Origin of the sequence: Mesorhizobium kowhaii (assembly GCF_003253745.1) — a bacterium.
Taxonomy (GTDB): Bacteria; Pseudomonadota; Alphaproteobacteria; order Rhizobiales; family Rhizobiaceae; genus Mesorhizobium; species Mesorhizobium kowhaii.
In genome coordinates, this window is the sequence record NZ_MZXV01000076.1 from 102,257 (window position 1) to 126,695 (window position 24,439).

The 24,439-nt window shown below is 62.9% G+C and carries 26 protein-coding genes and 1 other RNA gene; 12 read left to right on the plus strand and 15 right to left on the minus strand.

Annotation, left to right across the window (positions count from 1 at the left end):
- Positions 1-37 precede the first annotated feature (37 nt).
- A complete protein-coding gene (locus tag B5V02_RS33990; RefSeq protein WP_111548339.1) occupies positions 38-391 on the minus strand; it encodes a DUF1304 domain-containing protein in 354 nt (117 codons plus the stop codon).
- A 142-nt stretch (positions 392-533) separates the two neighbouring features.
- Between B5V02_RS33990 and B5V02_RS33995 the strand changes: the two genes are divergently transcribed.
- On the plus strand, positions 534-2,021 hold the full coding sequence (locus B5V02_RS33995) for a carboxypeptidase M32 (RefSeq protein ID WP_111548340.1): 1,488 nt from the start codon (positions 534-536) through the stop codon (positions 2,019-2,021).
- A gap of 36 nt (positions 2,022-2,057) precedes the next feature.
- Here B5V02_RS33995 and B5V02_RS34000 read toward each other — a convergent pair whose 3' ends face one another.
- Complete coding sequence (locus B5V02_RS34000) at positions 2,058-3,857, minus strand: ABC transporter transmembrane domain-containing protein (RefSeq protein ID WP_111548341.1); 1,800 nt, start codon at positions 3,855-3,857, stop codon at positions 2,058-2,060.
- Positions 3,858-4,064: 207 nt separating this feature from the next.
- Here B5V02_RS34000 and rpmE point away from each other — a divergent pair, with 207 nt between their 5' ends.
- Positions 4,065-4,286: a 50S ribosomal protein L31 gene (rpmE, locus tag B5V02_RS34005; RefSeq protein ID WP_006327661.1), complete on the plus strand. Its 222-nt coding sequence runs from the start codon at positions 4,065-4,067 to the stop codon at positions 4,284-4,286.
- Positions 4,287-4,371: 85 nt separating this feature from the next.
- Here rpmE and B5V02_RS34010 read toward each other — a convergent pair whose 3' ends face one another.
- Positions 4,372-5,013, minus strand: coding sequence for a TetR/AcrR family transcriptional regulator (locus B5V02_RS34010; RefSeq protein WP_111548342.1), 642 nt, complete (start codon positions 5,011-5,013; stop codon positions 4,372-4,374).
- Between the two features lie 106 nt (positions 5,014-5,119).
- Here B5V02_RS34010 and B5V02_RS34015 point away from each other — a divergent pair, with 106 nt between their 5' ends.
- Both B5V02_RS34015 and B5V02_RS34020 read left to right on the plus strand, forming a co-directional pair.
- Entirely contained in the window at positions 5,120-5,953 is an 834-nt protein-coding gene (locus B5V02_RS34015; protein ID WP_111548343.1) for an NAD(P)H-binding protein, read from the plus strand.
- 1 nt (position 5,954) lies between these two features.
- The gene (locus tag B5V02_RS34020; protein WP_111548344.1) at positions 5,955-6,431 is read left to right on the plus strand and encodes an anthrone oxygenase family protein; all 477 of its coding nucleotides are present in this window, start codon (positions 5,955-5,957) and stop codon (positions 6,429-6,431) included.
- Positions 6,432-6,514: 83 nt separating this feature from the next.
- On the opposite strand, the gene B5V02_RS34025 is transcribed toward B5V02_RS34020, so the two are convergent.
- The 5 genes from B5V02_RS34025 to B5V02_RS34045 form a co-directional block, all read right to left on the minus strand.
- Positions 6,515-6,826, minus strand: coding sequence for an Rdx family protein (locus B5V02_RS34025; RefSeq protein WP_111548548.1), 312 nt, complete (start codon positions 6,824-6,826; stop codon positions 6,515-6,517).
- Positions 6,827-6,843: 17 nt separating this feature from the next.
- Positions 6,844-7,593 (minus strand): YebC/PmpR family DNA-binding transcriptional regulator, encoded by a 750-nt coding sequence (locus tag B5V02_RS34030; RefSeq protein WP_111548345.1) that lies wholly within the window; start codon positions 7,591-7,593, stop codon positions 6,844-6,846.
- A gap of 488 nt (positions 7,594-8,081) precedes the next feature.
- Entirely contained in the window at positions 8,082-8,849 is a 768-nt protein-coding gene (locus B5V02_RS34035; RefSeq protein ID WP_111548346.1) for a TerC family protein, read from the minus strand.
- A gap of 75 nt (positions 8,850-8,924) precedes the next feature.
- The gene (locus B5V02_RS34040) at positions 8,925-9,749 is read right to left on the minus strand and encodes a TIGR00282 family metallophosphoesterase (protein ID WP_095084226.1); all 825 of its coding nucleotides are present in this window, start codon (positions 9,747-9,749) and stop codon (positions 8,925-8,927) included.
- 76 nt (positions 9,750-9,825) lie between these two features.
- A complete protein-coding gene (locus B5V02_RS34045) occupies positions 9,826-10,410 on the minus strand; it encodes a 5-formyltetrahydrofolate cyclo-ligase (RefSeq protein ID WP_111548549.1) in 585 nt (194 codons plus the stop codon).
- A 76-nt stretch (positions 10,411-10,486) separates the two neighbouring features.
- On the opposite strand from B5V02_RS34045, the gene pip reads away from it, so the two are divergent.
- Positions 10,487-11,449, plus strand: coding sequence for a prolyl aminopeptidase (gene pip / locus B5V02_RS34050; protein WP_111548347.1), 963 nt, complete (start codon positions 10,487-10,489; stop codon positions 11,447-11,449).
- A gap of 33 nt (positions 11,450-11,482) precedes the next feature.
- Here the strand turns inward: pip and ssrS are convergent.
- Positions 11,483-11,638: non-coding RNA, 6S RNA (gene ssrS / locus B5V02_RS34055), on the minus strand.
- A gap of 149 nt (positions 11,639-11,787) precedes the next feature.
- Here ssrS and B5V02_RS34060 point away from each other — a divergent pair.
- From B5V02_RS34060 to msrB, 6 genes are all read left to right on the plus strand, one after another.
- Positions 11,788-12,627: an AAA family ATPase gene (locus B5V02_RS34060; RefSeq protein ID WP_111548550.1), complete on the plus strand. Its 840-nt coding sequence runs from the start codon at positions 11,788-11,790 to the stop codon at positions 12,625-12,627.
- Positions 12,628-12,814: 187 nt separating this feature from the next.
- Positions 12,815-13,678 (plus strand): LysR family transcriptional regulator, encoded by an 864-nt coding sequence (locus B5V02_RS34065; protein ID WP_245446357.1) that lies wholly within the window; start codon positions 12,815-12,817, stop codon positions 13,676-13,678.
- A gap of 79 nt (positions 13,679-13,757) precedes the next feature.
- Positions 13,758-14,204: a GNAT family N-acetyltransferase gene (locus B5V02_RS34070; RefSeq protein WP_111548348.1), complete on the plus strand. Its 447-nt coding sequence runs from the start codon at positions 13,758-13,760 to the stop codon at positions 14,202-14,204.
- A 7-nt stretch (positions 14,205-14,211) separates the two neighbouring features.
- Positions 14,212-15,402, plus strand: coding sequence for a vWA domain-containing protein (locus B5V02_RS34075; RefSeq protein ID WP_111548349.1), 1,191 nt, complete (start codon positions 14,212-14,214; stop codon positions 15,400-15,402).
- 22 nt (positions 15,403-15,424) lie between these two features.
- Positions 15,425-16,222: an MBL fold metallo-hydrolase gene (locus B5V02_RS34080; RefSeq protein ID WP_111548350.1), complete on the plus strand. Its 798-nt coding sequence runs from the start codon at positions 15,425-15,427 to the stop codon at positions 16,220-16,222.
- Between the two features lie 101 nt (positions 16,223-16,323).
- Positions 16,324-16,728, plus strand: a complete 405-nt coding sequence (gene msrB, locus B5V02_RS34085) for a peptide-methionine (R)-S-oxide reductase MsrB (RefSeq protein WP_013529102.1) — start codon at positions 16,324-16,326, stop codon at positions 16,726-16,728.
- A gap of 103 nt (positions 16,729-16,831) precedes the next feature.
- On the opposite strand, the gene B5V02_RS34090 is transcribed toward msrB, so the two are convergent.
- The gene (locus B5V02_RS34090) at positions 16,832-17,170 is read right to left on the minus strand and encodes a hypothetical protein (protein WP_111548351.1); all 339 of its coding nucleotides are present in this window, start codon (positions 17,168-17,170) and stop codon (positions 16,832-16,834) included.
- A gap of 212 nt (positions 17,171-17,382) precedes the next feature.
- Between B5V02_RS34090 and B5V02_RS34095 the strand changes: the two genes are divergently transcribed.
- A complete protein-coding gene (locus B5V02_RS34095; RefSeq protein WP_111548352.1) occupies positions 17,383-17,892 on the plus strand; it encodes an arsenate reductase ArsC in 510 nt (169 codons plus the stop codon).
- Between the two features lie 48 nt (positions 17,893-17,940).
- On the opposite strand, the gene B5V02_RS34100 is transcribed toward B5V02_RS34095, so the two are convergent.
- From B5V02_RS34100 to B5V02_RS34120, 5 genes are all read right to left on the minus strand, one after another.
- Positions 17,941-18,390 (minus strand): hypothetical protein, encoded by a 450-nt coding sequence (locus B5V02_RS34100; RefSeq protein WP_111548353.1) that lies wholly within the window; start codon positions 18,388-18,390, stop codon positions 17,941-17,943.
- Between the two features lie 122 nt (positions 18,391-18,512).
- Positions 18,513-18,773, minus strand: coding sequence for a DUF2312 domain-containing protein (locus tag B5V02_RS34105; RefSeq protein ID WP_027027312.1), 261 nt, complete (start codon positions 18,771-18,773; stop codon positions 18,513-18,515).
- Between the two features lie 295 nt (positions 18,774-19,068).
- Positions 19,069-22,527 carry a pyruvate carboxylase gene (gene pyc / locus B5V02_RS34110; RefSeq protein WP_111548354.1) on the minus strand — a complete coding sequence of 1,153 codons (3,459 nt, stop codon included), beginning with the start codon at positions 22,525-22,527 and terminating at the stop codon, positions 19,069-19,071.
- Positions 22,528-22,827: 300 nt separating this feature from the next.
- Complete coding sequence (locus tag B5V02_RS34115) at positions 22,828-23,946, minus strand: branched-chain amino acid ABC transporter substrate-binding protein (protein ID WP_111548355.1); 1,119 nt, start codon at positions 23,944-23,946, stop codon at positions 22,828-22,830.
- 137 nt (positions 23,947-24,083) lie between these two features.
- The gene (locus B5V02_RS34120) at positions 24,084-24,431 is read right to left on the minus strand and encodes a DUF6867 family protein (protein ID WP_111548356.1); all 348 of its coding nucleotides are present in this window, start codon (positions 24,429-24,431) and stop codon (positions 24,084-24,086) included.
- Between the last annotated feature and the right edge of the window lie 8 nt (positions 24,432-24,439).

Consider the following 24,439-nt stretch of genomic DNA (forward strand, 5'->3'; position numbering starts at 1 on the left):
ATCCCGCGGGCGTCCTTTTTCCTACCAGCCCAATTTCCTACCAGTCCAGCCAGACCGCAATCAGGGCAACCACCGCCGGCACGGTCTGGATGAACAGGATCTTGCGGCCAACCGTTGCCGCGCCATAGAGGCCGGCAATGGCCACGCACAACAGGAAGAAAACCTTAACCTGGAACCCGGCAGCGCCGAGGTAAAGCCCCCAGATCAGGCCGGCGGCGAGGAAGCCGTTGTAGAGCCCCTGATTGGCGGCGAGCACCTTCGAGGCGCTGGCGAATTCCGGTGTCAGATTGAAGGCCTTGTGCCCGCGCGGCGTGTCCCACAGCACCATTTCGAGATAGACGATGTAGACATGGATCAAGGCCACCAGCCCGACCAGGATGTCGCCGATCATGTTGTTCCCCCTTCATGCGTCGCCGGCAGCATTTCACGCGTGACCTCACCTGCGCAAGATGCATCCGCCGCACAGTGCCGCAGGGTTGCAAACGCCTTTGCGTTGGTATCTTTTCGCGCCGTCCTCAATCACGGAAGCAGCCATGTCCTTTCAGAAACTCGATGACCTCGGCCACAAGCTCGAAGCGCTCGAGCATGCGCTGGCCATCCTCGGCGCCGACGAGGCCACCCACATGGCTGTCGGCGGCGGCGAGAAGCGCGCCGAGGCAATGTCGGCGCTGGCCGGCATGTATCACACCAGGGCAACTGCACCGGAAATCGCTGACTGGATCGCCGCGGCCGAACAGGAAGCGTTGAGTGAAGAGCAACGGGCCGCCGTTGCCGAATTGCGGCGGCAGTACACCAATCTGACCTGCCTGCCGGTCGAATTCGTCGAACGTCAGACAACCGCGCGCATGCGCTGCGAGCAACTGTGGCGCGACCTGCGCGCCAAGAACGACTGGGCGGGCTTCCTGCCGGCGCTCGAGGGCGTGGTGGCGCTGGTGCGCGAAGAGGCGGCGCTGCGTGCCGACGTGCTCGGTCTCGCCCCCTATGACGCGCTCATGGAGCAATACGACCCCGGCAACCGCGCCGCCGACATCACGCCTGTCTTCACCGATCTCAAGGCTTTCCTGAAAGGCTTCGTGCCGGAGGCGCTGGCGATACAGGAAGCGCGGCTGCGCAAACGCCCGCTGAAGCCGCTTTCGGGCACCTATGCGATCGACCGGCAACGCGAGCTCGGCCTTGCCATGATTGCGGCGGTCGGCTTCGACCTGACGCACGGGTCGCTGTCGGTGTCGCACCATCCCTTCTGCGGTGGCGTACCGAGCGACGTGCGCATCACCACCCGCTACAAGACCTCCGACTTCCTGTCGGCATTGATGGGCGTGCTGCACGAGACCGGCCATGCGCTGTACGAACAGAACCTGCCGAAGGCATGGGCGCACTGGCCGCTCGGCAAGGCGCGCGGCATGGCCGTGCATGAAAGCCAGAGCCTGTTCGTCGAAAAGCAGCTCGGCCGCAACCCGGCCTTCTGGCGCTGGGCACTGCCGGTGGTCGAAAAGCATCTCGGCGAAGCCTGGTCGCTCGACGACATCCTGCCGCATGTGCATCGCGTCGAGCGCGGCCTGATCCGTGTCGATGCCGACGAGGTGACCTACCCGCTGCATGTCATCCTGCGCTACGAACTGGAGCAGGAGCTCGTCTCCGGCAGGCTGGAGGTGGCCGACCTGCCCGAAGCCTGGGACGCCAAGATGCGCGACTATCTCGGCCTCTCGACCATCGACAATCCGGCCGACGGGCCGATGCAGGACGTGCACTGGCCGGGTGCCGCCTTCGGCTACTTCCCCTCCTACACGCTGGGCGCGATGATGGCGGCGCAGCAATGGGCGGCGCTGACGCGCGATCATCCTGCCGCCGATGACGATCTTGCCAAAGGCAATTTCGAGTCAATCAACGCCTGGCGCCGCGAAAAAATCTGGTCGCAGGGGTCACGCTGGTCGACGCCGGACCTGCTCGAACGCGCCACCGGCGAAAAGCTCGACGCCACCTATTTCGTGAACCATTTGAAGCAGCGATACGGAGCCGCGTGAGGGCGGTCGGTACATCAGGAGCGCGGATGTTTCCGACTACTCCGCCGCGCCCCTGAAGGCGCTGGCGCCGGTGTCGAACTGCAGCTTGGCCAGCCGCGCATAGATGCCGCCCTTGGCGACCAGGCTCTGATGCGTGCCTTCCTCGATGATGCGGCCGCCATCCATGACCAGGATCCTGTCGGCCTTCAGCACCGTTGCCAGCCGGTGGGCGATGACGATGGTGGTGCGGCCCTGCATCAGGCGTTCCAGCGCCATCTGCACCAGCGTCTCGCTTTCGGCGTCGAGCGCCGAGGTTGCCTCGTCGAGCAGCAGGATCGGCGCGTCGCGCAGGATGGCGCGAGCGATCGCCACCCGCTGGCGCTGGCCGCCGGACAGCGTCACGCCGCGCTCGCCGACCTGGCTGTCATAGCCCTTTTCGAGCTTGAGGATGAATTCGTCGGCGAGCGCGTCCTTCGCCGCCGTCTCGATCTCGGCCTCGCTGGCGCCCGGCCGGCCAAAGCCGATATTGTCGCGCGCGCTTGCCGCGAAGATGGTGACGTCCTGCGGCACGATGGCGATGCGCTCGCGAACCGAGACGGGATCGGCTTCGCGCACATCGACGCCGTCGATCAGGATCTTGCCGGTTTCAGGATCGTAGAAGCGCAGGATCAGCGAAAAGACCGTGCTCTTGCCGGCCCCTGACGGGCCGACGATCGCCACAGTCTCGCCGGGCATGACCTGAAAGCTCAAGCCGTGCACGGCAGCGCGATCGGGCCTGGCCGGGTAGGAGAAGGAGACATCTTCGAAGACGATCGCGCCCTTGGCGACCGCCGGCAGCGGCTTCGGATCGGCCGGCGCCTGGATCGCCGGCTTCTCGGCCAGGATCTCGGTCAGCCGTTCGGCAGCACCCGCCGCCTGCGCAAGCTCGCCCCACACTTCCGACAGCGCGCCGAGCGCACCGGCGGCGAACACCGAATAGAGCAGGAACTGGCCGAGCGTACCTGGCGACAGATTGCCGGCGAGCACGTCGCGCGAGCCGAACCACAGCACCGCCACGACAGACGAGAAGATCGTGAAGATGGCAAAGAAGGTGAGGAAGGAGCGCGCGAAGATCGAGGAGCGCGCCGCCTCGAAAGCGGCTTCCACGGCGCCGGAGAAATGCCCGGTGACCAGCTTCTCATTGGTGAAGGCCTGCAAGGTGCGCACCGCGCCGATCTGCTCGCTGGCATAGGCTGTGGCATCGGCAAGCGTATCCTGCGCCTGCCGCGACTTGCGCCGCACCGAGCGGCCGAAGGCGACCAGCGGCAGCACGATGACCGGGATAGCGGCAATGACTAGGCCGGACAGTTTCGGGCTGGTGACGACCATCATCCCCACGGCACCGAGGCCAAGGATGACGTTGCGCAGCGCCACCGAGGCCGTCGCCCCGACCGCCGACTTGACCTGCGTGGTGTCGGCGGCGAGCCGCGAAACGATCTCGCCGGACTGGGCGGTGTCGAAGAAGGACGGCGACAGTGTCGTCACATGGGCAAAGACATCGCGTCGGATATCGGCGACGACGCGCTCGCCGAGCGTGATGACGAAATAATAGCGGCTGGCCGATGCCGCCGCCAGCACGGCGGCCATCGCCACAAGGGCAGCGAAATATTCGGCGATGAAGATGGTGTTGGCCGACGAGAAACCATGATCGATCATGCGCCGCACGGCCAGTGGCAGCGCCAGTGTCGTTGCCGCGGCGATGACCAGCGAGATGACGGCGCCTACGACCAGCGTGCGATAATGCGTGATGTACGGGAACAGGCGCCTGAGCGGCTTGAGCGAGCGCCGGCGCTCGTCTGCGCTGCTGGATTGCGCCATTCCAATGTTTCCTCTAGCCGCCTTTCGGCTATGCGCCTCAATATGCGCCTGCCGCGGCCTTGTGATTCAATTCCGGCTGATGTATAGGCTCGCCGACCGTTTTAGAAGCCGTGGCTCCTCAATAGCTGCGGCTTCGAGTTTTAAAAAGGGGCGCATCGACGCAGGCTTCATGCCCGTCGGCAGCGCCGGCAAGCCAGGAACCGAACCATGAAGACCGATATCCATCCCGATTACCACACCATCAAGGTCGTCATGACCGACGGCACCGAATACATGACCCGTTCGACCTGGGGCAAGGAAGGCGATACGATGAACCTCGATATCGACCCGACCACCCACCCGGCCTGGACCGGCGGCCAGCAGACCCTGCTCGACCGCGGCGGCCGCCTGTCGAAGTTCAAGAAGCGTTTCGAAGGTTTCGGCCTCTAAGCCCGACGACCCTTTTCGTAGATTGGAAAAACCCGCCCTCGAGGCGGGTTTTTTGTTGCTTCGCCGAAGGCTCCGCTTTCGCTCGCTACTCGGCCAACAGTTCCCGCAGCGCCATCCGCTTGTAAGCAACCACCAGCCTGTCGCCCTCTTGCCTGTCGACCGAGATCGCCAGCCGCATGGCGGCCTCGCCCATCTGCCAGACCAGAAACGCCGTGGTTTCCAGCGCCGCCGGATCCGCCGCGGGCCGCAGCCGCTTCAGCACCGCGGTGAGGAATTCGGCGTTGGCGCGGCTGTCGGCGAGTTCGAGCTGGCGCAGCGCCTTGTCGGCCTGCGTGCCTGACCAGATGTCGCGCATCACCGGCTCGGCCAGGAACAGCCTGTAGTAGATATCGACCAGCTCCGAAAATGCTTGGCCCAGGCCTTCGGCGTCGCCGACGTCGGCGAGTGCCGCCGAGATGCAGGCCTGGCTTTCGACGGTGTAGCGCTCGGCCAGCGCCCAGATGATCGCCCGCTTGTCCGGAAAGAACTGGTAGAGCGAGCCGATCGACACCCCTGCCCGTTCCGCCACTTCACCCATGCGCATGGCATCGCTGCCTTGCTCGGCAATCAGCGCCGAGGCAGCGGCGAGCATGCGTTCGACCCGCTCGCGGCTGCGCTGCTGGCTCGGTGCCCGGCGCGGCGAAGCGATCTGCTCCTGGGGGGAAACCGGCGCGGCGGTGTCTTCCATGGCTGTCTCCAATGCCAACAAAATTGCTTGACTCGCAAAATACGAGGGTTTATCACGTTTTGCAAATGTGAGGATTACTCATATTTTGAAACAGAGGAAAACAGCTATGAACAGCACGACATCAAAACCCATCCTGATCCTCGGCGGCACCGGCAAGACCGGCCGCCGCCTCGCCGAGCGGTTGACGGCGCATGGCCTGCCGGTGCGCATCGGCTCGCGCTCGGGCACCCCGCGCTTCGACTGGGAACTTCCAGCGACCTGGGGGCCGGCCATGCAAGGCGTAAGTGCCGTCTACATCAGCTACTATCCCGACATCGCTGTGCCGGGTGCCGCCGAAACCGTCGGCGCCTTCGCCAGGCTTGCGGTGGCCAATGGCGTCACCCGCCTGGTGCTGCTCTCCGGCCGCGGCGAGACGGAAGCCCAGCGCGCCGAAGAGATGCTGAAGGCTTCGGGCGCCGACTGGACGATCCTGCGCTGCGCCTGGTTTTCGCAGAACTTCAGCGAAGGCTTCCTCGTCGAGTCCTTGCTCGAGGGCGAAGTGGCCTTGCCGGTCGGCAATGTCGGTGAGCCCTTCGTCGATGCCGACGACATTGCCGACGCCGCCTTCGTCGCGCTGACCGAACAAGGCCATGTCGGACATCTCTATGAACTGACCGGGCCGCGGCTCCTGAGCTTCGCCGACGCGGTCGCCGAGATCGCCAAGGCGGCCGGCCGTGACATCCGCTATATCAAGGTCTCGCATGACGAATTCACCGCCGCGATGGCGGCACATGAACTGCCGCCCGAAATCGCCTGGCTGCTCAACGAGCTGTTTACCGAAGTGCTTGACGGCCGCAACGAGACGCTGACCGACGGCGTCCAGCGTGTGCTCGGCCGCGCGCCGAAAGACTTTTCCGCCTACGCAAATGAAACCGCCGCAACCGGCATCTGGAGCAACTGAGATGATCAAGCTTCTTCCCACCCTTACCATCATTGCTGCAATCGGCTCGGGCGTCGTCGGCGGCGTGTTTTTCGCCTTTTCCAATTTCATCATGGCGGCGCTTGCCCGACTGCCCGTCCCTAGCGGCATCGCGGCGATGAATTCGATCAACATCACCGTGATCACCCCGACCTTCATGACGGCGCTTTTCGGTACCGGCCTGCTCTGTCTGGTGCTTATCGCCGCCGCCATCATGGGCTGGAGCCGGTCCGGCTCGTACTGGTTGCTTGCCGGCGCGGTGATCTACCTGATCGGCAGCCCGATCGTGACCATGGTCTTCAACGTGCCGCTCAACGATGCGCTCGCCGCCGTCGACCCGGCCAGCAGCAACGGCGCTGCCGTGTGGGCGAACCATCTGAGCCAATGGGTGATGTGGAACCATGTCCGCACCATCACTGCCATCGTGGCGATGGCCTGCTTCATTCTCTCATTGCTCTAAGCAACTCCAGGAAGAGTGTGTAGCCGTCCGGATTTGCGTCAAGACAAAGAGAGAAGCGTTCTGCAAAAAGCAAAAGACCCCGCTCAGGCGGGGTCTTGTTGCGTATGGCTCTTGCGGTCGGAATGACCGAGATCGCGATCCGGATCGATGACATCGCGGACCAGCTGCTTCAGTTTGGCCGCGTCCGGAAAGCCACCGTCACGCTTGCGGTCCCAGACCAGCGTGTCATTGCAGCTGATGGTGAAGATGCCGCCGGTGCCGGGCACCAGCGTGACTTCGCCGAGGTCGGTGCCGAAGGTCGACAGCAGCTCCTGCGCCATCCAGCCGGCACGCAGCAGCCACTGGCACTGCGTGCAATAGGTGACGCGGATGGTGGGCAGCTGAGGCTCGCTCATGTCTGGCTGGGCTTGGCTCATGCCGCGCTGAGCTTGGCCATCGTCTCGTCGTCGACTTCGAAGTTGGCGTAGACGCTTTGAACGTCATCGTCATCCTCGAGCGTGGCGACCAGCTTCATCAGCGACTGTGCCCGATCCTCGTCGACCGGAACACTGTTCTGCGGTTTCCAGATCGGCTTCACCGATTCAGCTTCACCGAGCGAGGCTTCCAGCGCCTTCGACACTTCGCCGAGATTTTCGAAAGCGCAGTAGATCGTGTGGCCTTCCTCATCGGATTCCACGTCATCGGCGCCGGCTTCGATCGCCGCATCCATCACCTTGTCGGCGCTGCCTACCGATGCCGGATAATAGATCTCGCCGGCACGATCCCACATGAACGACACCGAGCCGGTTTCGCCCATCGCCCCGCCGGCCTTGGTGAAGGCGGCGCGCACGTTCGAGGCCGAACGGTTGCGGTTGTCGGTCAGCGCTTCGACGATGACGGCGACGCCGCCGGGCCCATAGCCCTCATAGCGCACGGCTTCGTAGTTTTCGGCATCGCCCATCGACGCCTTGTTGATGGCGCGCTGGATGTTGTCCTTCGGCATCGACACCGCCTTGGCGTTCTGCACGGCCAGGCGCAGGCGCGGGTTCATCGATGGATCGGGCGTCCCGCTCTTGGCGGCAACGGTGATTTCGCGCGCCAGCTTGGAAAACATTTTCGACCGCACCGCATCCTGGCGGCCCTTGCGGTGCATGATGTTCTTGAACTGTGAATGGCCAGCCATGGCACCCCTGTCGTCTTCTCGGCTAGAGCATCCCGAAGCGAGGTGATCTCACCTCGTCTTCTGCAATGCTCGAATTCAAAATTTCAGAGCGTCCCAGGTGCAACTCGTGGAAGCACGGCGTTCTCTGTCGGAATGGCCGGCTTATAGATAAATCGGCTCAATTCGTCCAGCCGCGAGGCAGTTGCAATCGCTTACGCCTCCAGGTCGGACTTCAGCCGGTCGATGATGCTGATCGCATGGCCTGCGTACTGGCTGATCAGCGATCGTGGATCTGCTTGATCCGCAGTGTGTTCCGAAGGGTGTGCTGGCCAACTAGAGCAAGGGGAGATCAGCGCTTAGGATCAGGCTTTTCTGCCCACGGCGAGCATGAAGCCAGTTCTCGGCCTGTGCTTCCGGAATGTCCGATGTATCATCTCGCTGTCAGGCAAATCAGCCAGCTTGGCCAACTGATCGCGCTGATCCTGGCTAAGGTCATTGCTGGTCATAGCTCAATGCCCGCCGCCGGACTTCGCCTTTCTGCGCCGCCGCGCCAGCATGTTGAGCCCTTCGACCAGGGCCGAAAAACCCATCGCCGCGTAGATGTAGCCCTTGGGCACATGATAACCCATGCCGTCGGCGATCAGCGTCATGCCGATCATCAGCAGGAAGCCCAGCGCCAGCATGACGATGGTCGGGTTCTTGGCGATGAAGTCCGCCAGCGGTCCAGCCGCCAGCATCATCACGCTCACCGCGACGATCACGGCGATGTACATGATGGCGATCTCGTCGGTCATGCCGACGGCGGTGATGATCGAATCGATCGAGAAGACGAGGTCGAGCAGCAGGATCTGGAAGATCGCGCCGGCGAGGCTGATCTGCAGGGTCTCACCCAGCATCGTGTCCTGGTGATCGTCGATATCGACCGTGTGATGGATCTCCTTGGTCGCCTTCCACACCAGGAACAGGCCGCCGGCAATCAGGATCAGGTCGCGCCAGGAAAAACCGTGATCGAAGGCGGTGAACACCGGCGTCGTCAGCTGGACGATGATCGAAATGGTGGCCAGCAGCACCAGCCGCATGATCAGCGCCGCCGAGATGCCAAGGCGGCGGGCGCGGGCCCTTTGCGCTTCCGGCAGCTTGTTGGTCAGGATCGAGATGAAGATCAGATTGTCGATGCCGAGCACGATCTCCAGCACCACCAGCGTCAGCAACGCGACCCAGGCCGTCGGATCGGACACGAAGTGAAAATGCGGCGCCAGGAATTCGATGAGCTGCATGGAGGTCGTCCCCTCTTGTAACGATCTGAAGCAGATGTTGCCGGCAATTAGGTACTGCTTGCGTCTATATCAATGTCACGACCAGAAGGACGGTGCGGTTTCCTCCAGCCGCGGCCCGCGACGAAACGGCGCGATCCTCTCGGTCAATCCGGTGCGGTCGGAAATGTCGACGCCGACGCCGCACAATGTCGCCGGTCCGGTCGCTGCCTCGAAGCGCCCTTTCGGCACTTTCGACAGGAACCGGTTGAGCGGTTCCTCCTTGTCCATGCCAAGCGAGGAATCATAGTCGCCGCACATGCCGGCGTCGGAAATGTAACCGGTGCCGCCATTGAGGATCTGGTGATCGCCGGTCGGCTGGTGCGTGTGGGTGCCTACGACGAGACTGGCGCGGCCATCGACGAAATGGGCGAAGCACATTTTTTCCGAGGTTGCCTCGGCGTGGAAGTCGATGATCACGGCATCCGCCTGCTCGCCGAGCGGACATGCGGCCAGCTCGCGTTCACCGGCCTGGAACGGATCGTCGAGTTCGGGATGCATGAACACCCGGCCCATGATGTTGGCGACCAGCACGCGCGCGCCGCTCCTGGCGATGTAGACGCCGGAGCCGCGCCCGGGCGTGCCCTTGGGGAAATTGGAGGGGCGCAGGAAGCGTTCTTCGCGCGGCGCGAAGGCCAGCGCGTCGCGCTGATCCCAGACATGGTTGCCGGTGGTGACGACATCAGCGCCGGCCGCGATCGTTTCGCGAAAGATCTCTTCGGTGATGCCGAAGCCGCCGGCGGCATTCTCGCCATTGACGATGACGAAATCGAGTTTGAAATCGGAGATCAGTCCCGGCAGTTGTTCCCACACTGCCGTGCGTCCCGTTTTTCCCACCATGTCACCGAGGAAGAGAAGTCTCATATGATCCCGCACCGAAGGTCAGCGAAGCAAAAGCTGCATGACGTCTGTGAAAAGATCATGCGTCCACTATGCTTATCTACAATTTTGGCGCGAAGCGGCGCAACCCGCTCTCGGTGAGTATTTCCGCGATGACGACATCGTGGTCCTCATCCGGCACCAGCGCCACCTCCTGGCAGTCGAAGGCGATGCCGATCAATCGGGGCGCCTGCCCCTTGTCGATCAGCTTGGCGATGGCACGGTCGTAGTAGCCGGCACCGTAGCCGATGCGATGGCCGCGCGCGTCGAAGGCGGCGAGCGGCACCAGCATCACTGTGGGGTCGAGCACCTCGGCCTCCTCATGCGGGCCGACCGTGCCGAAACCCATCTCGACCATCGGCGCGCCGCGCACCAATTCGCGAAAGACGATGGTGGTCTTGTCGAGGATCGCCGGCAGGCAAAGCCTTGCCCCTTGCTCGCGCAAGGCAAACATCAGCGGCCGGACGTCGACTTCCGAACGCATCGGCCAGAAGCCGGAGACGATCTGACCAGGCTCGACAGCGAGGTGATCGCGCGCCGTCTCCGCCATTTCGAGAGCGATCTCCACCCGCCAGAATTCATCGAGCGCGTCGCGGCGAGCCAGCGCTTCAATGCGCAGGTGTTTCTTCAGGCTTCGTGATTGCATCGTCATGGCGCCTTTATAAAAGCGTCAGTCCCAGATTGTCACTCACCCTAAACCGATGTCGCACTAATGTGCTTCCATGTCCCACCTTTATCCCGCGATCGAACCCTATGAGCACGGCACGCTCGATGTCGGCGACGGCTGCCGCATCTATTGGGAATGCTGTGGCGCGCCGCGGGGAAAACCGGCTGTTGTCGTGCATGGCGGGCCGGGCTCGGGCGCATCAGTGACAGCACGGCGCTATTTCGATCCACAGATCTACCGCATCGTGTTGTTCGACCAGCGCGGCGCCGGGCGCAGCCTGCCCCATGCAAGCGAACCCGGAGTTGACCTTTCGGCAAACACGACCGCTCATCTCGTCGCCGATATCGAACGTCTACGGCTTCATCTCGGCATCGACCGCTGGCTGATACTGGGCGGCTCGTGGGGCTCGACCTTGGCTCTGGCCTACGCCCGGCTGTATAGTGAGCGCATCACCGAAATGATCCTCAACAGCATAGCAACGACGACGCTTGCGGAGATCGACTGGATCAACCGTGGCGTCGGTGCCTTCTTTCCCGATGCCTGGCAGCGCTTTTGCGAAGCGGTGCCGGCCAACGACCGCGCGGGCGATCTTGCCGACGCCTTCCACCGCCTGCTCATGCACCCTGATCCCGATATCCATCACCAGGCAGCCCGCGACTGGTGCGACTGGGAAATGGCCATCGTTGCCGTTCGCAGCGACCACACGCCGAATCCGCGCTACCAGGAGCCGGCCTTCCGGCTGGGCTTTTCCCGCCTTGTCACCCACTACTGGCGCAACCGGGCCTGGCTGGAAGATGGCATCCTGACGCGCGATGCAGATCGGCTCGGGCACATCCCCGCGGTTCTGATTCATGGCCGGCTCGATCTCGGCGGTCCCCTGATAACGCCGTGGACCCTGCACCGAAACTGGCCCGGCAGCGAACTCGTCCTTGTCAGCGACGCCGGACACGATGCGCGCGACCCCGGCATGAGCGAGGCTATAGTCGCGGCTACAGACAGATTTGGCAGGCACGGATAGTGCCCGGTAGCGACTGTATTCGTTTGGGGAAAGTGACGATCCACACAACCGGTGGAGAGAGCGATCCCGGGAACCTACAAAGTAGGTGGGCGCCGTGTGAGAAAACCCACGGGTCTTCCCAGGGACAGCTCCCTAAGGATCGTTAAGGCCCCGGGGAAAATGTTCTCCTGCCGGGAAGCACAGACCGTCCCACCCAATATAGGCTGCTGGTCGACCAAGCGCCAGTGAGACTGGCATTCTTTCCGTGTCGGGTTCACAGCCTCGCCGCCGCCAAAAAGCCACCCTTGCACAGGCAGGGCAGCGTCCTTACGGTCGTCATGACCAACCAGGGAGCAACAATGCGTTTCGAAGGCACGGCGGCCTATGTCGCCGACAAGGATCTGATGGTGGCGGTCAACGCGGCGATCGCGCTGGAACGGCCCTTGCTGGTCAAGGGCGAGCCCGGCACCGGCAAGACGGAACTCGCGCGCCAAGTTGCGGCGGCACTCGGCCTCGACCTCATCGAATGGCACGTCAAGTCAACCACAAGGGCGCAGCAGGGCCTCTACGAGTACGACGCCGTCTCGCGGCTGCGCGACAGCCAGCTTGGCGATGACCGCTTTAACGACATCAGGAACTACATCAAGCGCGGCAAGCTTTGGGAGGCTTTCGCGGCCGGCAAGAAGGTCGTGCTTCTGATCGACGAGATCGACAAGGCCGATATCGAGTTCCCCAACGATCTGCTGCAGGAGCTCGATCGGATGGAGTTCTTCGTCTACGAGACCGGCGAGACGATCCGCGCCGCGGTCAGGCCGATCGTCATCATCACCTCCAACAACGAGAAGGAGCTGCCGGACGCCTTCCTGCGCCGCTGCTTCTTCCACTATATCCGCTTCCCGGACGTCGACACGCTGCACAAAATCGTCGACGTGCACTATCCCGGCATCAAGCAGAACCTGGTGCGGGCGGCGCTGACGCAGTTCTACGAGATCCGCGAGGTGCCCGGCCTGAAGAAGAAGCCATCGACCTCCGAGGCGCTCGACTGGATCCGCCTGCTGGTCGCCGACGACATCGCGCCGGAAGACCTGCGCGCCGACCCGAAGAACGCCCTGCCCAAGCTGCATGGTGCGTTGCTGAAGAACGAACAGGACGTGCATCTGTTCGAGCGGCTGGCCTTCATGGCGAGGCGGCAGGGCTAGGGCGATCCGCGCAGGTGTCGAGCGGCTACGAGCAGACCTCGCCAGCGGTCTGAGCGGAATGCTGCCCCCTTCCCTCCTTCGGCGCGACAGTCTTCGCGCCGAAGATGATGAAGCTGATGACGGCGAGAGCAAGAACGCCGATCCCGCTATAGAGCATGACCCAGCCAAAACCGTTGACCAGGGCGGCATGCGCGATGGCGCCGGATGGATCGAGGGTCGCGAGCCTGGGCGAGCCCTGCGCGAGGCTGTCGAGGTTTCCGGTGGCGATCTTTTCCGCCAGCGCGCAATTCGCCGGGGTCGAAGGCGCCGGCTCGAAGAGAAGCTCGGGGCGCGTTTGATCGAACGAACCCCGCGCCGCGTTCGCCTGTCGGCAAGGGGAGCGGTTTTTCTCCCGGCGGCCCGCGAATTCCTTGCCGCCCACGAACGCGCCATCACGGAGTTTTCCGAGGCGCCGTGTCGCCTTGCACTCGGCTTTGTCGACCACGTCGCGGGGCCCGAGCTTTCCATACTGATAGCCCAGCTTCATGCCCACGATCCGTCGCTCGCGCTCAGTATAAGGATCGATACCAGTTCTTTGCTGGAGGAAGCTTTCGATCGCGGCGAACTCGATGCGGTGATCGTGCACCAGGAAGATGACAGTCGCGGGGGCGAAGCCTTGTCGCGCACCCATTATGGCTGGTTCGCGGCCCCAGCCTTCGAATGGCGACCCGGAACACCCTTGCGCCTGGCTCTTTTAAGCACCGTATGCAACTGCCCGGACCGCCTGAGAGCGGTCGAGGCGCTGGATAAAGCAGGCATTGCCTGGAACGTGGCTTTCGTCGGCGGCGGCGGCGCGGCTGTCAACATCGCGGTATCGGCCGGCTTCGTCGTTTCCGCCCTCGCCCAGCGTGTCGTTCCCCCTGGCTTGGTCGAGGTAGGCCGCGAACTCGGCCTGCCACCCATTCCCCCTTCCGAGATCGTCTTGCATTCGCACGCCTTGGCGCCGCGGGCGCGAGAGGCGCTGCATATGCTCGCGACCGCTTTTCGCGAGTATAATTTGCCGGCGGGGTAGGCCGGCGGGGTAGGCAAGGGTGTTCCTGATCCCGGTTCTGTTGGTATGGATCGGGTCCAGACTTCAGAGAGGGATCGAAATGACCGAGATCACTGTCCGCCCGCTTGCTCAGTCCGACCACGCCGACTGGCGGCGTCTGTGGACCGACTACCTGACCTTCTACGAAACCAAGCTGCCGGAGGAAGTCTACGTCGTCACCTGGAAGCGGCTGTTCACGGCGGGTGAGTTCGAGCCGAAGGGTTTTATCGCCACGCTTGACGGCAAGGCCGTCGGCCTGACCCATTATCTCTATCACCGCTCCTGCTGGGCGGAGCAGAACAACTGCTATCTGCAGGACCTGTTCGCCGACCCGGACGTGCGCGGCAAGGGCATCGGTGCGGCGCTGATCGAGGCGGTTAAGCAGGAAGCAGCCGGGATCGGCGTCAAGAATGTCTACTGGATGACGCACGAGACCAATGCCACGGCACGCAAGCTCTACGACCATGTGGCGCGCCGGACCGGCTTCATCGAGTATGATTTGCTGTAGATAGACCATGTTCATCCCCTTCTTCCTCGAACTGAAGGCAGCGCGCGTTCCCGTTTCGCTGCGGGAATATCTGTCGCTGCTGGAGGGGCTGGAAGCCGGGCTGGTCGACTATGACGTCGAGGGTTTCTACTATCTCGCCCGCACCGCACTGGTGAAGGACGAACGCCATATCGACCGCTTCGACCAAGTGTTTGCCCATGTCTTCAAGGGTGTCGAAGCGCTCGGCGGACCGGATGCCGTGGACGTCGCGAATCTCCCGGAAGAATGGCTGCGCCGCCTCGCTGAGAAGCACCTGACCGACGAGGAGAAAAAGCTGGTCGAGGCACTCGGCGGTTTCGAAAAGCTGATGGAGACCTTGAAACAGCGGCTGGAGGAGCAAAAAGGCCGCCACCAGGGCGGCTCGAAATGGATCGGCACCGGCGGCACCTCGCCCTTTGGCGCCTATGGCTACAATCCCGAAGGCGTGCGCATCGGCCAGCACGAAAGCCGCAACCGCCGCGCTGTAAAAGTCTGGGACAGGCGCGAGTTCAGGAATTTCGACGATGCCGTCGAACTCGGCACCCGCAACATCAAGATCGCGCTGAAGCGGCTGCGCCGCTGGGTGCGCGAGGGCGCCGAGGAGGAGTTCGACCTGCCCGGCACCATCCACGCCACCGCCGAGCATGGCTATCTCGACGTGCGAACGCGGCCGGAACGACGCAACGCCGTGAAGCTTCTGATGTTCTTCGACGTCGGCGGCTCGATGGACGACCACATCAAGAGTGTCGAGGAGCTGTTTTCGGCCGCCCGCGCCGAATTCCGCCAGCTCGAATATTTTTATTTCCACAACTGCCTCTATGAGGGCGTGTGGAAGGACAATCGCCGCCGGCATGCCGAGACGATCCCGACCTTCGACCTGCTTCACAAATATGGGCCGGACTACAAGGTGATCGTGGTCGGCGACGCCTCGATGAGCCCTTACGAGATTGCGCACCCCGGCGGCTCCGTCGAACACTGGAATCCTGAAGCAGGCAGCGTCTGGCTCGGCCGCCTGCTGCAGCAATGGCCCAACGCGGTATGGCTGAACCCCGAGAGCCAGAAGAACTGGGGCTTTACCCATTCGATTGCCATGATCCGCGACATCTTTGGCGGCCGCATGTTCCCGCTGACGCTGGCCGGGCTGGAAGGCGCAACGAAGCAGCTTTCAAGGAAGCATTAAATAGCTACTGACAGGAAAAACGATGACCTGCTTTCTCTGCCTGCAATGCGGCGTCCAGTTCGCGGCAACAGAGGCACCGCCGAACCGCTGCCCGATCTGCGAGGACGAGCGGCAATATGTGCGCTGGGAAGGCCAGGCGTGGATCACACCGCAAGAGCTCGCTGCCGGTCACCGGGTTATGGTCAGGGACGACGCCGGCGTTCTTGCCTTCGGCATTGAGCCGCGCTTCGCCATCGGCCAGCGCGCGTTGCTGGCGCAGACGCCGCACGGCAACGTGCTGTGGGACTGCATCTCGATGGTCAGCGACGAGGCGGTGGCCGAGATCAACCGCCGCGGCGGCCTGGCAGCGATCGCCATCTCGCACTGCCACTTCTACTCGGCGATGATCGAATGGAGCGAGGCGTTTGGCGGCGTGCCGATCTATCTCCATGCCGACGACCGCCAATGGATCCTACGGCCGCACAAGGCGATCGTCAGTTGGGAGGGCGAGACGCGCGCGATAAACCCATCGCTGACACTCATCCGCTGCGGTGGTCATTTTGCCGGAAGCCAGGTGCTGCACTGGAAGCGCGATGGCGGCAACGCCATCCTGACCGGCGATACGGTGCAGGTGACGCCGACGCGCCGCCATGTCAGCTTCATGTACAGCTATCCCAATTACATTCCGCTCAACGCAGCGGCCGTGCGCCGCATCGCGGTGGCGCTGGACTCGTTCGCATTCGACGATATCTACGGCGCATGGTGGAACCAGAATGTCATTGGGGATGCAAAAGCGGCATTCGATACATCGGTCGCACGCTATCTTGCAGCCATCGCATGAAAGCGCGATCGAAAATGCGGGCAAACCCGGTAACAAATGCCTATCTTGGTGCGAATATGAGCTTGCAATCAACAACGAGCCGGCAAGGCTGAGGAGATCAAATGGACACCCACACCTACCCCGTCACCCGCACCGACGCCGAATGGCGCGCCCGGCTGACGCCGGAGCAATACGCCGTCATGCGCGGCCACGGCACCGAGCGGCCGGGAAGCTGTGCTTTGCTCTACGAGAAGCGCGCCGGCACGTTTTCCTGCGTCGGCTGCGACCAGCCGCTGTTCGAATCCAAGCTGAAGTTCGAGAGCGGCACCGGCTGGCCAAGCTTCAACGACCCGGTGCCGGGCTCGGTCGAGAACACCGTCGACCGCAGCTATGGTATGGTCCGCACCGAATGCCATTGCGCCCGCTGCGGCAGCCATCTCGGCCATGTCTTCGAGGACGGCCCGCCGCCGACCGGCCTGCGCTACTGCATCAATGGCGTGGCGCTGAAATTCGAGCCGGCGGCTTAAGCCCAACACGATCGCTGGATGGATGGGAAGGGCGGCTGCGGCTGCCCTTTTTGGTTGCGCGGCAGGAAGCCCGGCGAACGCGCCAGGCGCCATGTCCGCGCTGTCAGACCACAACCACCAGGATCAGCCACAATGTGGCGCCAAGCGTCATCAATGAGGCCTTGGCGCCTCTAACCTTTTCCGTGGTCCGCCATACGGCAAAGGTCAGAAAGATGCTGTAGGGCACAGGCGCGAAATGCACCGCCAGAGCCAGTGCGAGCGGCAGCTTCAGTGTGAGCAGGATGATCGCGGCCACCGACGATGCGACGTTGATCGCGGTGCCGACAAGGACGAGGTCGCGCCAGAACAGTCGATCGAGCGGCACCAGGCCTTGCCAGCGTGCGCGGAAGAAGCCCCCGCTTGCCGTGTCGTTCTCGTCTTCGGGAAGCTTTGAAACGTTCATCAGGCGCAACCCTCTGTTCGGCTTCGGCAGGGACGTCAAACGCAAAAAACTGTCAACACCAGGCGACGATGGACATGTGACCTGACCAGATGTCATCACACGGTCGCGAAACCTTTCTACGCCGCTTCTTTTCGATATACTTTTGCCAAGCGGCGACGTCCCGACGGAATTTGCCGCCCAATCATCCAGTCGCCTGCCGGGGAGGTCTTGAGATGAGCGACAATTTCTACAATGTGCTGTTTCTGTGCAACGCCAATTCGGCGCGATCCATCATGGGGGAAGCCATCCTCAACCGGATCGGCGCCGGTAAGTTCAGGGCCTTTTCCGCCGGCTCGCAGCCGAAGGGCACGGTCAATCCCTACGCACTTCAACTGCTCGAAACCCTCAGCTTCGACACCGGCTTCGCCCGCTCGAAAAGCTGGGACGAATTCGCCGCGCCCGACGCACCGGAAATGCACTTCGTCTTCACCGTCTGCGACAACACCGCGAACGAAGCCTGTCCTATATGGCCCGGCCATCCGATGACGGCACTCTGGGCGATACCGGACCCGGCCAAGGCCCTCGGCACCGATGCCGAGGTGCACCTCGCCTTCGCCGATGCCTTTCGCATGCTCAGCAATCGCATCTCGCTGTTCGTCAATCTGCCGATGGGCACGCTCGACCACATGACGCTGCAGCACCATCTGGACGAGATCGGCCGCGATACGGCGAAGTCGAACTGATCGCAAAACGCTCGCCGTGTCGGCGTCCGGCAGGCGCGAATTTCACGCTCAGGCCTGGTCTCCGTCCGCCAGAACCTCGGTGACCACGCGCTCGATGCGCGAGGCCTCCGTCACCAGCCAGTCGGTCATCGCCGGCCAGTTGTCCTCGGCAAAGCAATTCACCCGCCACATCGAATTGATGCCAAGGCCCTCGCAACTCTGTTCCGGCCTGAGCTTCAACTTGCCTTCGATCGCCGATTGGAACGGCTTCAACCGCGACCACGCTCCCGTGGCGCCGAACTTCTCGTTGCGCCCAAAGAAGACGCCGACATGGTTCTGCGCCGGCGCGACATACATGGAAAGGACCAATGCGAAGTCGGGCAGCCCGCGCTGCCAGAACCAGGGTCCGCGCCTCGCCAGCAGAGCCTTTTCCTCCGGATGCCGTTCGTCGAACAGCGTCCAGAAGCCGCGCTGGCGGAATTCAGAGGCGCGGCGGGCGCCGAAGTCGAATTCGCTCATGGTTCGATGCCGCTCCAGCATCACGCCCAGGCTGAGACTGTTGCCAGCCTCTAGAGACTGTTTCGAAATTCGCTTCGGCGAGCCATCAGATGGCCGCCGGAGTAGAATTTCCGAACAGGCTCTTACACCATGCCGAGCGCGGCCTTGTACAGGTCGAGGATGGTTTCCTCCTCCTGCCGCTCGGCCTGATCCTTCTTGCGCAGCCGGATGATGGTGCGCATCGCCTTGGTGTCGAAGCCGGTGCCCTTGGCCTCGGCGAACACTTCCTTGATGTCGTCGGAAATGGTCTTCTTCTCTTCCTCGAGCCGCTCTATGCGTTCGATGAAGGCACGCAGCTGGCCGGCGGCTACAGTCTGGCTGGTCTCGGTGATATCGTCGGCCATGTTTTTCTCCACGTCTTTTATGCATCACGACTCGGAAGCCGACCGTGACGGATTTGAGCGGGTTCGATGCCCGACCAAGCGCGGCGGGTCAAGATAATATCGGTGCGGCATGAAGGGTTGGGCACACCCAGAGGTGTGTTGAGATTCAGGTCAGGCCAAGTCGGAGTCGAGACGGGCGCGAAGACCAAACAAGGTGGCTTCCGAGAACCGAGTGGAGCGTACTTAAAGTACGTGAGCACCGGAAGCGCAGGAAGCCGGCGTTTGCAGGCCGGCATCACCTGAATATCAACACACCTCAGTTGAAGGCGATCAAAAGATCCTTCGCATCGATCTGATCGCCGGCCTTGACCAGCACCTCGGCGACCGTGCCGTCGCGCTCGGCATGCAGCGCCGTCTCCATCTTCATCGCTTCGATGGAGAGCAGCACGTCACCGGCCTTCACGGCCTGGCCGGCGGCAACCGAAAGCGCCGAAACGACGCCCGGCATCGGCGCGCCGACATGCGCCTCGTTGCCCGGCTCGGCCTTGCGGCGGGCCTTGGCGGCGGACGCGCCATGCGCCCTGTCGGGCACCTTGACGCGCCGCGGCTGGCCGTTGAGCTCGAAGAACACGGTGACCATGCCTTTGTCGTCGACATCGCCGATGGCCAGGCAGCGCACCACCAGCGTCTTGCCCTTCTCGATGTCGACGAAGATCTCGTCTTCCGGCTTCATGCCGTAGAAATAGGTCGGCGTCGGCAGGACGCTGACCGGTCCGTAGGTCTCCTGCGCGCCGGCGAAGTCGGAAAACACCTTCGGATACATCAGCCACGAGGCGAATTCGAACTCCGAGAGCTTGCGCTCGAGCTTCTCCTCGATTTCCTTGCGACTGGCCTTGAGATCGGCCGGCTTGAGCAGCGAACCGGGCCGCACCGTGATCGGTCTGTCGCCCTTCAGCGCCTTCTTCTGCAGCGCTGCCGGCCAACCGCCGGGCGACTGGCCGAGATCGCCGCGCAGCATCGAGACGACCGAATCCGGAAAGGCGATATCCCTGGCCGGATTTTCGACATCGGCAACCGTCAGATCCTGGCTGACCATCATCAATGCCATGTCGCCGACGACCTTGGACGACGGCGTCACCTTGACGATATCGCCGAACATCAGGTTGACGTCATGATAGGTCTGCGCCACCTCGTGCCAGCGTGTCTCGAGACCGAGCGAGCGCGCCTGTTCCTTGAGATTGGTGAACTGTCCGCCCGGCATTTCATGCAGGTAGACTTCCGAGGCCGGTCCCTTGAGGTCGCTTTCGAAGGCGGCGTACTGGTTGCGCACCGCTTCCCAGTAGAAGGAGATCTTGCGGATCCATTGCGGATCGAGGCCCGGGTCGCGCTCGGTGCCCTTCAGCGCCTCGACGATCGAGCCAAGGCAAGGCTGCGAGGTGTTGCCTGAGAAGGCATCCATCGCCGCGTCGATGGCATCGACGCCGCTCTCCACCGCCGCCAGCACCGTCGCCGCCGACAGGCCCGACGTGTCGTGGGTGTGGAAATGGATCGGCAGCTCGGTCGCCTCGCGCAGCGCCTTGAACAGCGCGCGGGCAGCACTCGGCTTGAGCAAACCAGCCATGTCCTTGACGGCGATGATGTGGGCGCCGGCCGCCTGCAATTCGCCAGCCAGGCCGACATAGTATTTGAGATCATATTTGGCTCGCGCCGGGTCGAGTATGTCGCCGGTGTAGCACATCGCCGCTTCGATCAGTTTGCCTTCGGCGCCGACCGCGTCCATGGCGACGCGCATGTTCTCGACCCAGTTCAGGCAGTCGAACACGCGGAACAGGTCGATGCCGCCGCTTGCTGCCTGCTTGACAAAATGTTGCACGACATTGTCGGGATAATTGGTGTAGCCGACGCCATTGGCACCGCGTAGCAGCATCTGCAGCAACAGATTGGGCGCTGCCTCGCGCACCAGCGACAGCCGCTCCCATGGATCCTCGGTGAGGAAGCGCATGGCGACGTCGAAGGTGGCGCCGCCCCAGCATTCAAGCGACAGAAGCTGCGGCAGGGCGCGCGCATAGGTGCCGGCGATGCCGGCGATGTCATGCGTGCGCACACGTGTCGCCAGCAGCGACTGATGACCGTCGCGCATCGTCGTGTCGGTGACCAGCACCTCCTTCTGCTCGCGCATCCAGGCGGCGAATTTTTCCGGTCCGAGCACGTCCAGTTTCTGCTTGCTGCCGCCCGGCACATTGCCGTTGAGATACGGCACCACGGGAGCGGCCGCGTCGGCCTTCGGCTGCGGCCGGCCGCGCGTCTCGGGATGGCCGTTGACCGACACGTCGGCCAGATAATTGATGAGCTTGGTCGCGCGGTCCTGGCGCTTGACCTGCTGGAACAGTTCCGGCGTCGTGTCGATGAACTTGGTCGTGTAGGAATTGTCGGCGAAGCTCGGGTGGTTGATGATCGCTTCGAGGAAGGTCAGGTTGGTCGCGACGCCGCGGATGCGGAACTCGCGCAGCGCCCGGTTCATGCGGGCAATGGTCTCGGCCGGCGTCGGCGCCCAGGCCGTCACCTTCTCCAGCAGTGGATCGTAGAAGCGGGTGATGACCGCGCCGGAGTAGGCGGTGCCGCCATCGAGGCGGATGCCGAAGCCGGTGGCTCCACGATAGGCGGTGATGCGGCCGTAGTCGGGAATAAAATTGTGCTCGGGGTCTTCGGTGGTGATGCGGCACTGCAAGGCATGGCCGTTCAGCCGGATGTCCTGCTGCGCCGGCACGCCCGATTCCGGCGTGCCGATGGCAAAGCCGTCGAGGATGTGGATCTGCGCCTTGACGATGTCGATGCCGGTCACCTGCTCGGTGACGGTGTGCTCGACCTGGATGCGCGGATTGACCTCGATGAAATAGAACTTGGCGGTATCGGCATCCTGCAGGAACTCGACCGTACCGGCACCGATGTAGCTGGTCTCGCGCGCGATCTTCAGCGCGTAGCCGCAAAGCTCCTCGCGCTGCGACATTTCGAGATATGGCGCCGGCGCCCGCTCGACGACCTTCTGGTTGCGGCGCTGGATCGAGCAGTCGCGCTCGAACAGGTGCACCGCATTGCCATGCGTGTCACCCAGCACCTGCACCTCGACATGGCGGGCGCGCTCGATCAGCTTTTCGAGATAGACCTCGTCCTTGCCGAAGGCCGCTTTCGCCTCGCGCTTGCCTTCCATGACCTCGCGGGCAAGATCGGCCTCGGAGCGGATGGCGCGCATGCCGCGCCCGCCGCCACCCCACGATGCCTTCAGCATCACCGGATAGCCGATCCCCTTGGCCAGCTTCTTGACCGCGTCGATGTCGTCCGGCAACGGATCGGTGGCGGGGATCACCGGCACGCCGACCTCGATCGCCAGATTGCGCGCGGCAACCTTGTTGCCGAGCCGGCGCATCGTGTCCGGCTTCGGCCCGATGAAGGTGATGCCGGCGACCGCGCAGGCTTCGGCGAATTCGGGGCTTTCCGACAAAAGCCCGTAGCCGGGATGGATGGCATCGGCGCCCGAAAGCCTGGCGACGCGGATCACCTCCTCGATCGACAGGTAGCTTTCGATCGGTCCCATATCCCGGGTCAGGTGCGGTCCGCGCCCGACCTGGTAGCTCTCGTCGGCCTTGAAGCGATGCAGCGAATACTTGTCCTCCTCGGCCCAGATCGCCACGGTTTTGAGGCCAAGTTCGTTGGCGGCGCGAAAGACGCGAATGGCGATTTCGGATCGGTTGGCGACGAGGATCTTCGTAATGGCCAAGGACGAACTCCGGACAGTGTCGGGGAGGAAACTGGGCGTCATGATTAGCGCGAAAATGCTGCAGTGCAAACAAAATTGACGCTGAATTAAATCGATTTAAACGGAATCTTTGCGCCAAAGCTGGTCGCATTCGGTCGAACGCGCAAGAAAGCGCCGGCGCTGCCGTTCAAGGCATGATCCTTTTCCGGCTAAAGGCCGGCTGTATCGGCTTGCCGGGTTCATCTGAAAGGGAGCAAGGCTCAAAAGAAAAATGCCCGGCGCGAAGCGCCGGGCATTCCATAAAAATCGAGGCCGACAGGCTTACATCTTCTGGATGTAAGTGTACTTGCCGTCGTCGCCCTTCTTCCATTCGTACATGACGTAGCCGGGCAGCGTCGGATCGCCCTTGGCGTCATAGGACAGGTCGCCGAGCACGGTCTTGAACGGGCCATTCGCATGCAGCGCCTTGGCAACTTCCTGCGGGTCGTTCGACTTGGCGGCCGTCGCTGCTTCCGAAAGCGCCTGCACGGCAGCGTAAGCGTAGAGCGTGTACGCTTCCGGCTCGAAACCCTGCGCGCGGAACTTCTCGACGAGTTCCTTGTTGGCGGGGATCAGGCGCGGATCCGGGCCGAACGTGTTGAGCGTGCCCGCAACCGCGTCGCCCGCGATCGAAGCCAGCTCGTTCGACACGATGCCGTCACCGGAGATCAGCGTCGCCTTGAGGCCCTGGTCAGCCGCCTGGCGGATGATCAGGCCGGCTTCGGTGTGGAGGCCGCCCCAATAGATGATGGAGACGCCGGCTTCCTTCATCTTGGCGATCAGCGCCGAGAAGTCCTTGTCGCCGACATTGATGCCTTCATACATGACTTCCGTCACGCCCTTGGCGTTCATCGCCTTCTTGGTTTCGTCGGCAAGGCCCTGGCCGTAGGTGGTCTTGTCGTGAACGACGGCGATCTTGGCGTCCTTGAAGTTCGCGGCGAGATAGGCGCCGGCAATGCTGCCTTGCTGGTCATCGCGTCCGCAGGTGCGGAACACGTTCCACAGGCCACGCTCGGTGAACTGCGGGTTGGTCGCGGCCGGCGTGATCTCGACGATGTTGTTTTCCGCATAGACTTCCGATGCCGGGATCGAGACGCCCGAGTTGAAGTGGCCGACCACGAACTTGACGCCGTCGCCGACGAACTTGTTGGCGACCGAGATGCCCTGCTTCGGATCGGAGACGTCGTCGCCAACCTCGAGCTTGATCTGCTCGCCATTGATGCCGCCCTTGGCATTGATGTCGGCGACAGCCGCTTCCGCACCCTTCTGAAGCTGTGCGCCGAAGGCTGCGTTCGGACCGGTGATCGGACCGGCGACGCCGATCAGTACATCAGCCCACGCGTTGCCGCCGAACGCGACGAGCGCGGTCAGGGCGACGGCGGACAAAAGTGACTTTTTCATTTAAACGCTCCCATTTACGGAGTGGGCGTGGATGAAGCTTTCATGCGATGCCCACCCTTATCGCAGAAAGCATAGTTTGCCGATTTTCAGGCCCTTGTCACGCCGATTCATCCCCGAAGCGGCGTTAATGATGAACGTCAACCTTTCGGTTTCCAGCTCAAGATTGAAGCTCTTTCATAGAGCCAATTATACTGCGTCACCATCTGGTTGGTGCGCGTGTATTGATAGCCGACGAAGCCGAGGATCATCAGCACGATGGTGTCGACAATGTAATAGTGCAGCGAGAACATCGTGCCGCCGAACAGCGCGTGATGGATGAAGCGGATGCCGATGCCAAGGCCGAGCATATAGGCGAACAGATGCATGAAGCTGCGCCATGTCTGAGCGCTGGCCTTGCCTGTCATCCAAGCCGCCCAGCCGCCGAGCAGACAGGTGACGAAGAAGAATTGCCAGATCGACGGCTCCTCGTAGAGAATGCCCTGCATGGTGAAGT

Coding starts and splice junctions, on each gene's coding strand:
- B5V02_RS33990 (WP_111548339.1), bottom strand. CDS start 391: ATGATCGGCGACATCCTGGTCGGGCTGGTGGCCTTGATCCATGTCTAC.
- B5V02_RS33995 (WP_111548340.1), top strand. CDS start 534: ATGTCCTTTCAGAAACTCGATGACCTCGGCCACAAGCTCGAAGCGCTC.
- B5V02_RS34000 (WP_111548341.1), bottom strand. CDS start 3,857: ATGGCGCAATCCAGCAGCGCAGACGAGCGCCGGCGCTCGCTCAAGCCG.
- rpmE (WP_006327661.1), top strand. CDS start 4,065: ATGAAGACCGATATCCATCCCGATTACCACACCATCAAGGTCGTCATG.
- B5V02_RS34010 (WP_111548342.1), bottom strand. CDS start 5,013: ATGGAAGACACCGCCGCGCCGGTTTCCCCCCAGGAGCAGATCGCTTCG.
- B5V02_RS34015 (WP_111548343.1), top strand. CDS start 5,120: ATGAACAGCACGACATCAAAACCCATCCTGATCCTCGGCGGCACCGGC.
- B5V02_RS34020 (WP_111548344.1), top strand. CDS start 5,955: ATGATCAAGCTTCTTCCCACCCTTACCATCATTGCTGCAATCGGCTCG.
- B5V02_RS34025 (WP_111548548.1), bottom strand. CDS start 6,826: ATGAGCGAGCCTCAGCTGCCCACCATCCGCGTCACCTATTGCACGCAG.
- B5V02_RS34030 (WP_111548345.1), bottom strand. CDS start 7,593: ATGGCTGGCCATTCACAGTTCAAGAACATCATGCACCGCAAGGGCCGC.
- B5V02_RS34035 (WP_111548346.1), bottom strand. CDS start 8,849: ATGCAGCTCATCGAATTCCTGGCGCCGCATTTTCACTTCGTGTCCGAT.
- B5V02_RS34040 (WP_095084226.1), bottom strand. CDS start 9,749: ATGAGACTTCTCTTCCTCGGTGACATGGTGGGAAAAACGGGACGCACG.
- B5V02_RS34045 (WP_111548549.1), bottom strand. CDS start 10,410: ATGCAATCACGAAGCCTGAAGAAACACCTGCGCATTGAAGCGCTGGCT.
- pip (WP_111548347.1), top strand. CDS start 10,487: ATGTCCCACCTTTATCCCGCGATCGAACCCTATGAGCACGGCACGCTC.
- B5V02_RS34060 (WP_111548550.1), top strand. CDS start 11,788: ATGCGTTTCGAAGGCACGGCGGCCTATGTCGCCGACAAGGATCTGATG.
- B5V02_RS34065 (WP_245446357.1), top strand. CDS start 12,815: ATGCGCGATGGCGCCGGATGGATCGAGGGTCGCGAGCCTGGGCGAGCC.
- B5V02_RS34070 (WP_111548348.1), top strand. CDS start 13,758: ATGACCGAGATCACTGTCCGCCCGCTTGCTCAGTCCGACCACGCCGAC.
- B5V02_RS34075 (WP_111548349.1), top strand. CDS start 14,212: ATGTTCATCCCCTTCTTCCTCGAACTGAAGGCAGCGCGCGTTCCCGTT.
- B5V02_RS34080 (WP_111548350.1), top strand. CDS start 15,425: ATGACCTGCTTTCTCTGCCTGCAATGCGGCGTCCAGTTCGCGGCAACA.
- msrB (WP_013529102.1), top strand. CDS start 16,324: ATGGACACCCACACCTACCCCGTCACCCGCACCGACGCCGAATGGCGC.
- B5V02_RS34090 (WP_111548351.1), bottom strand. CDS start 17,170: ATGAACGTTTCAAAGCTTCCCGAAGACGAGAACGACACGGCAAGCGGG.
- B5V02_RS34095 (WP_111548352.1), top strand. CDS start 17,383: ATGAGCGACAATTTCTACAATGTGCTGTTTCTGTGCAACGCCAATTCG.
- B5V02_RS34100 (WP_111548353.1), bottom strand. CDS start 18,390: ATGAGCGAATTCGACTTCGGCGCCCGCCGCGCCTCTGAATTCCGCCAG.
- B5V02_RS34105 (WP_027027312.1), bottom strand. CDS start 18,773: ATGGCCGACGATATCACCGAGACCAGCCAGACTGTAGCCGCCGGCCAG.
- B5V02_RS34115 (WP_111548355.1), bottom strand. CDS start 23,946: ATGAAAAAGTCACTTTTGTCCGCCGTCGCCCTGACCGCGCTCGTCGCG.
- B5V02_RS34120 (WP_111548356.1), bottom strand. CDS start 24,431: ATGCAGGGCATTCTCTACGAGGAGCCGTCGATCTGGCAATTCTTCTTC.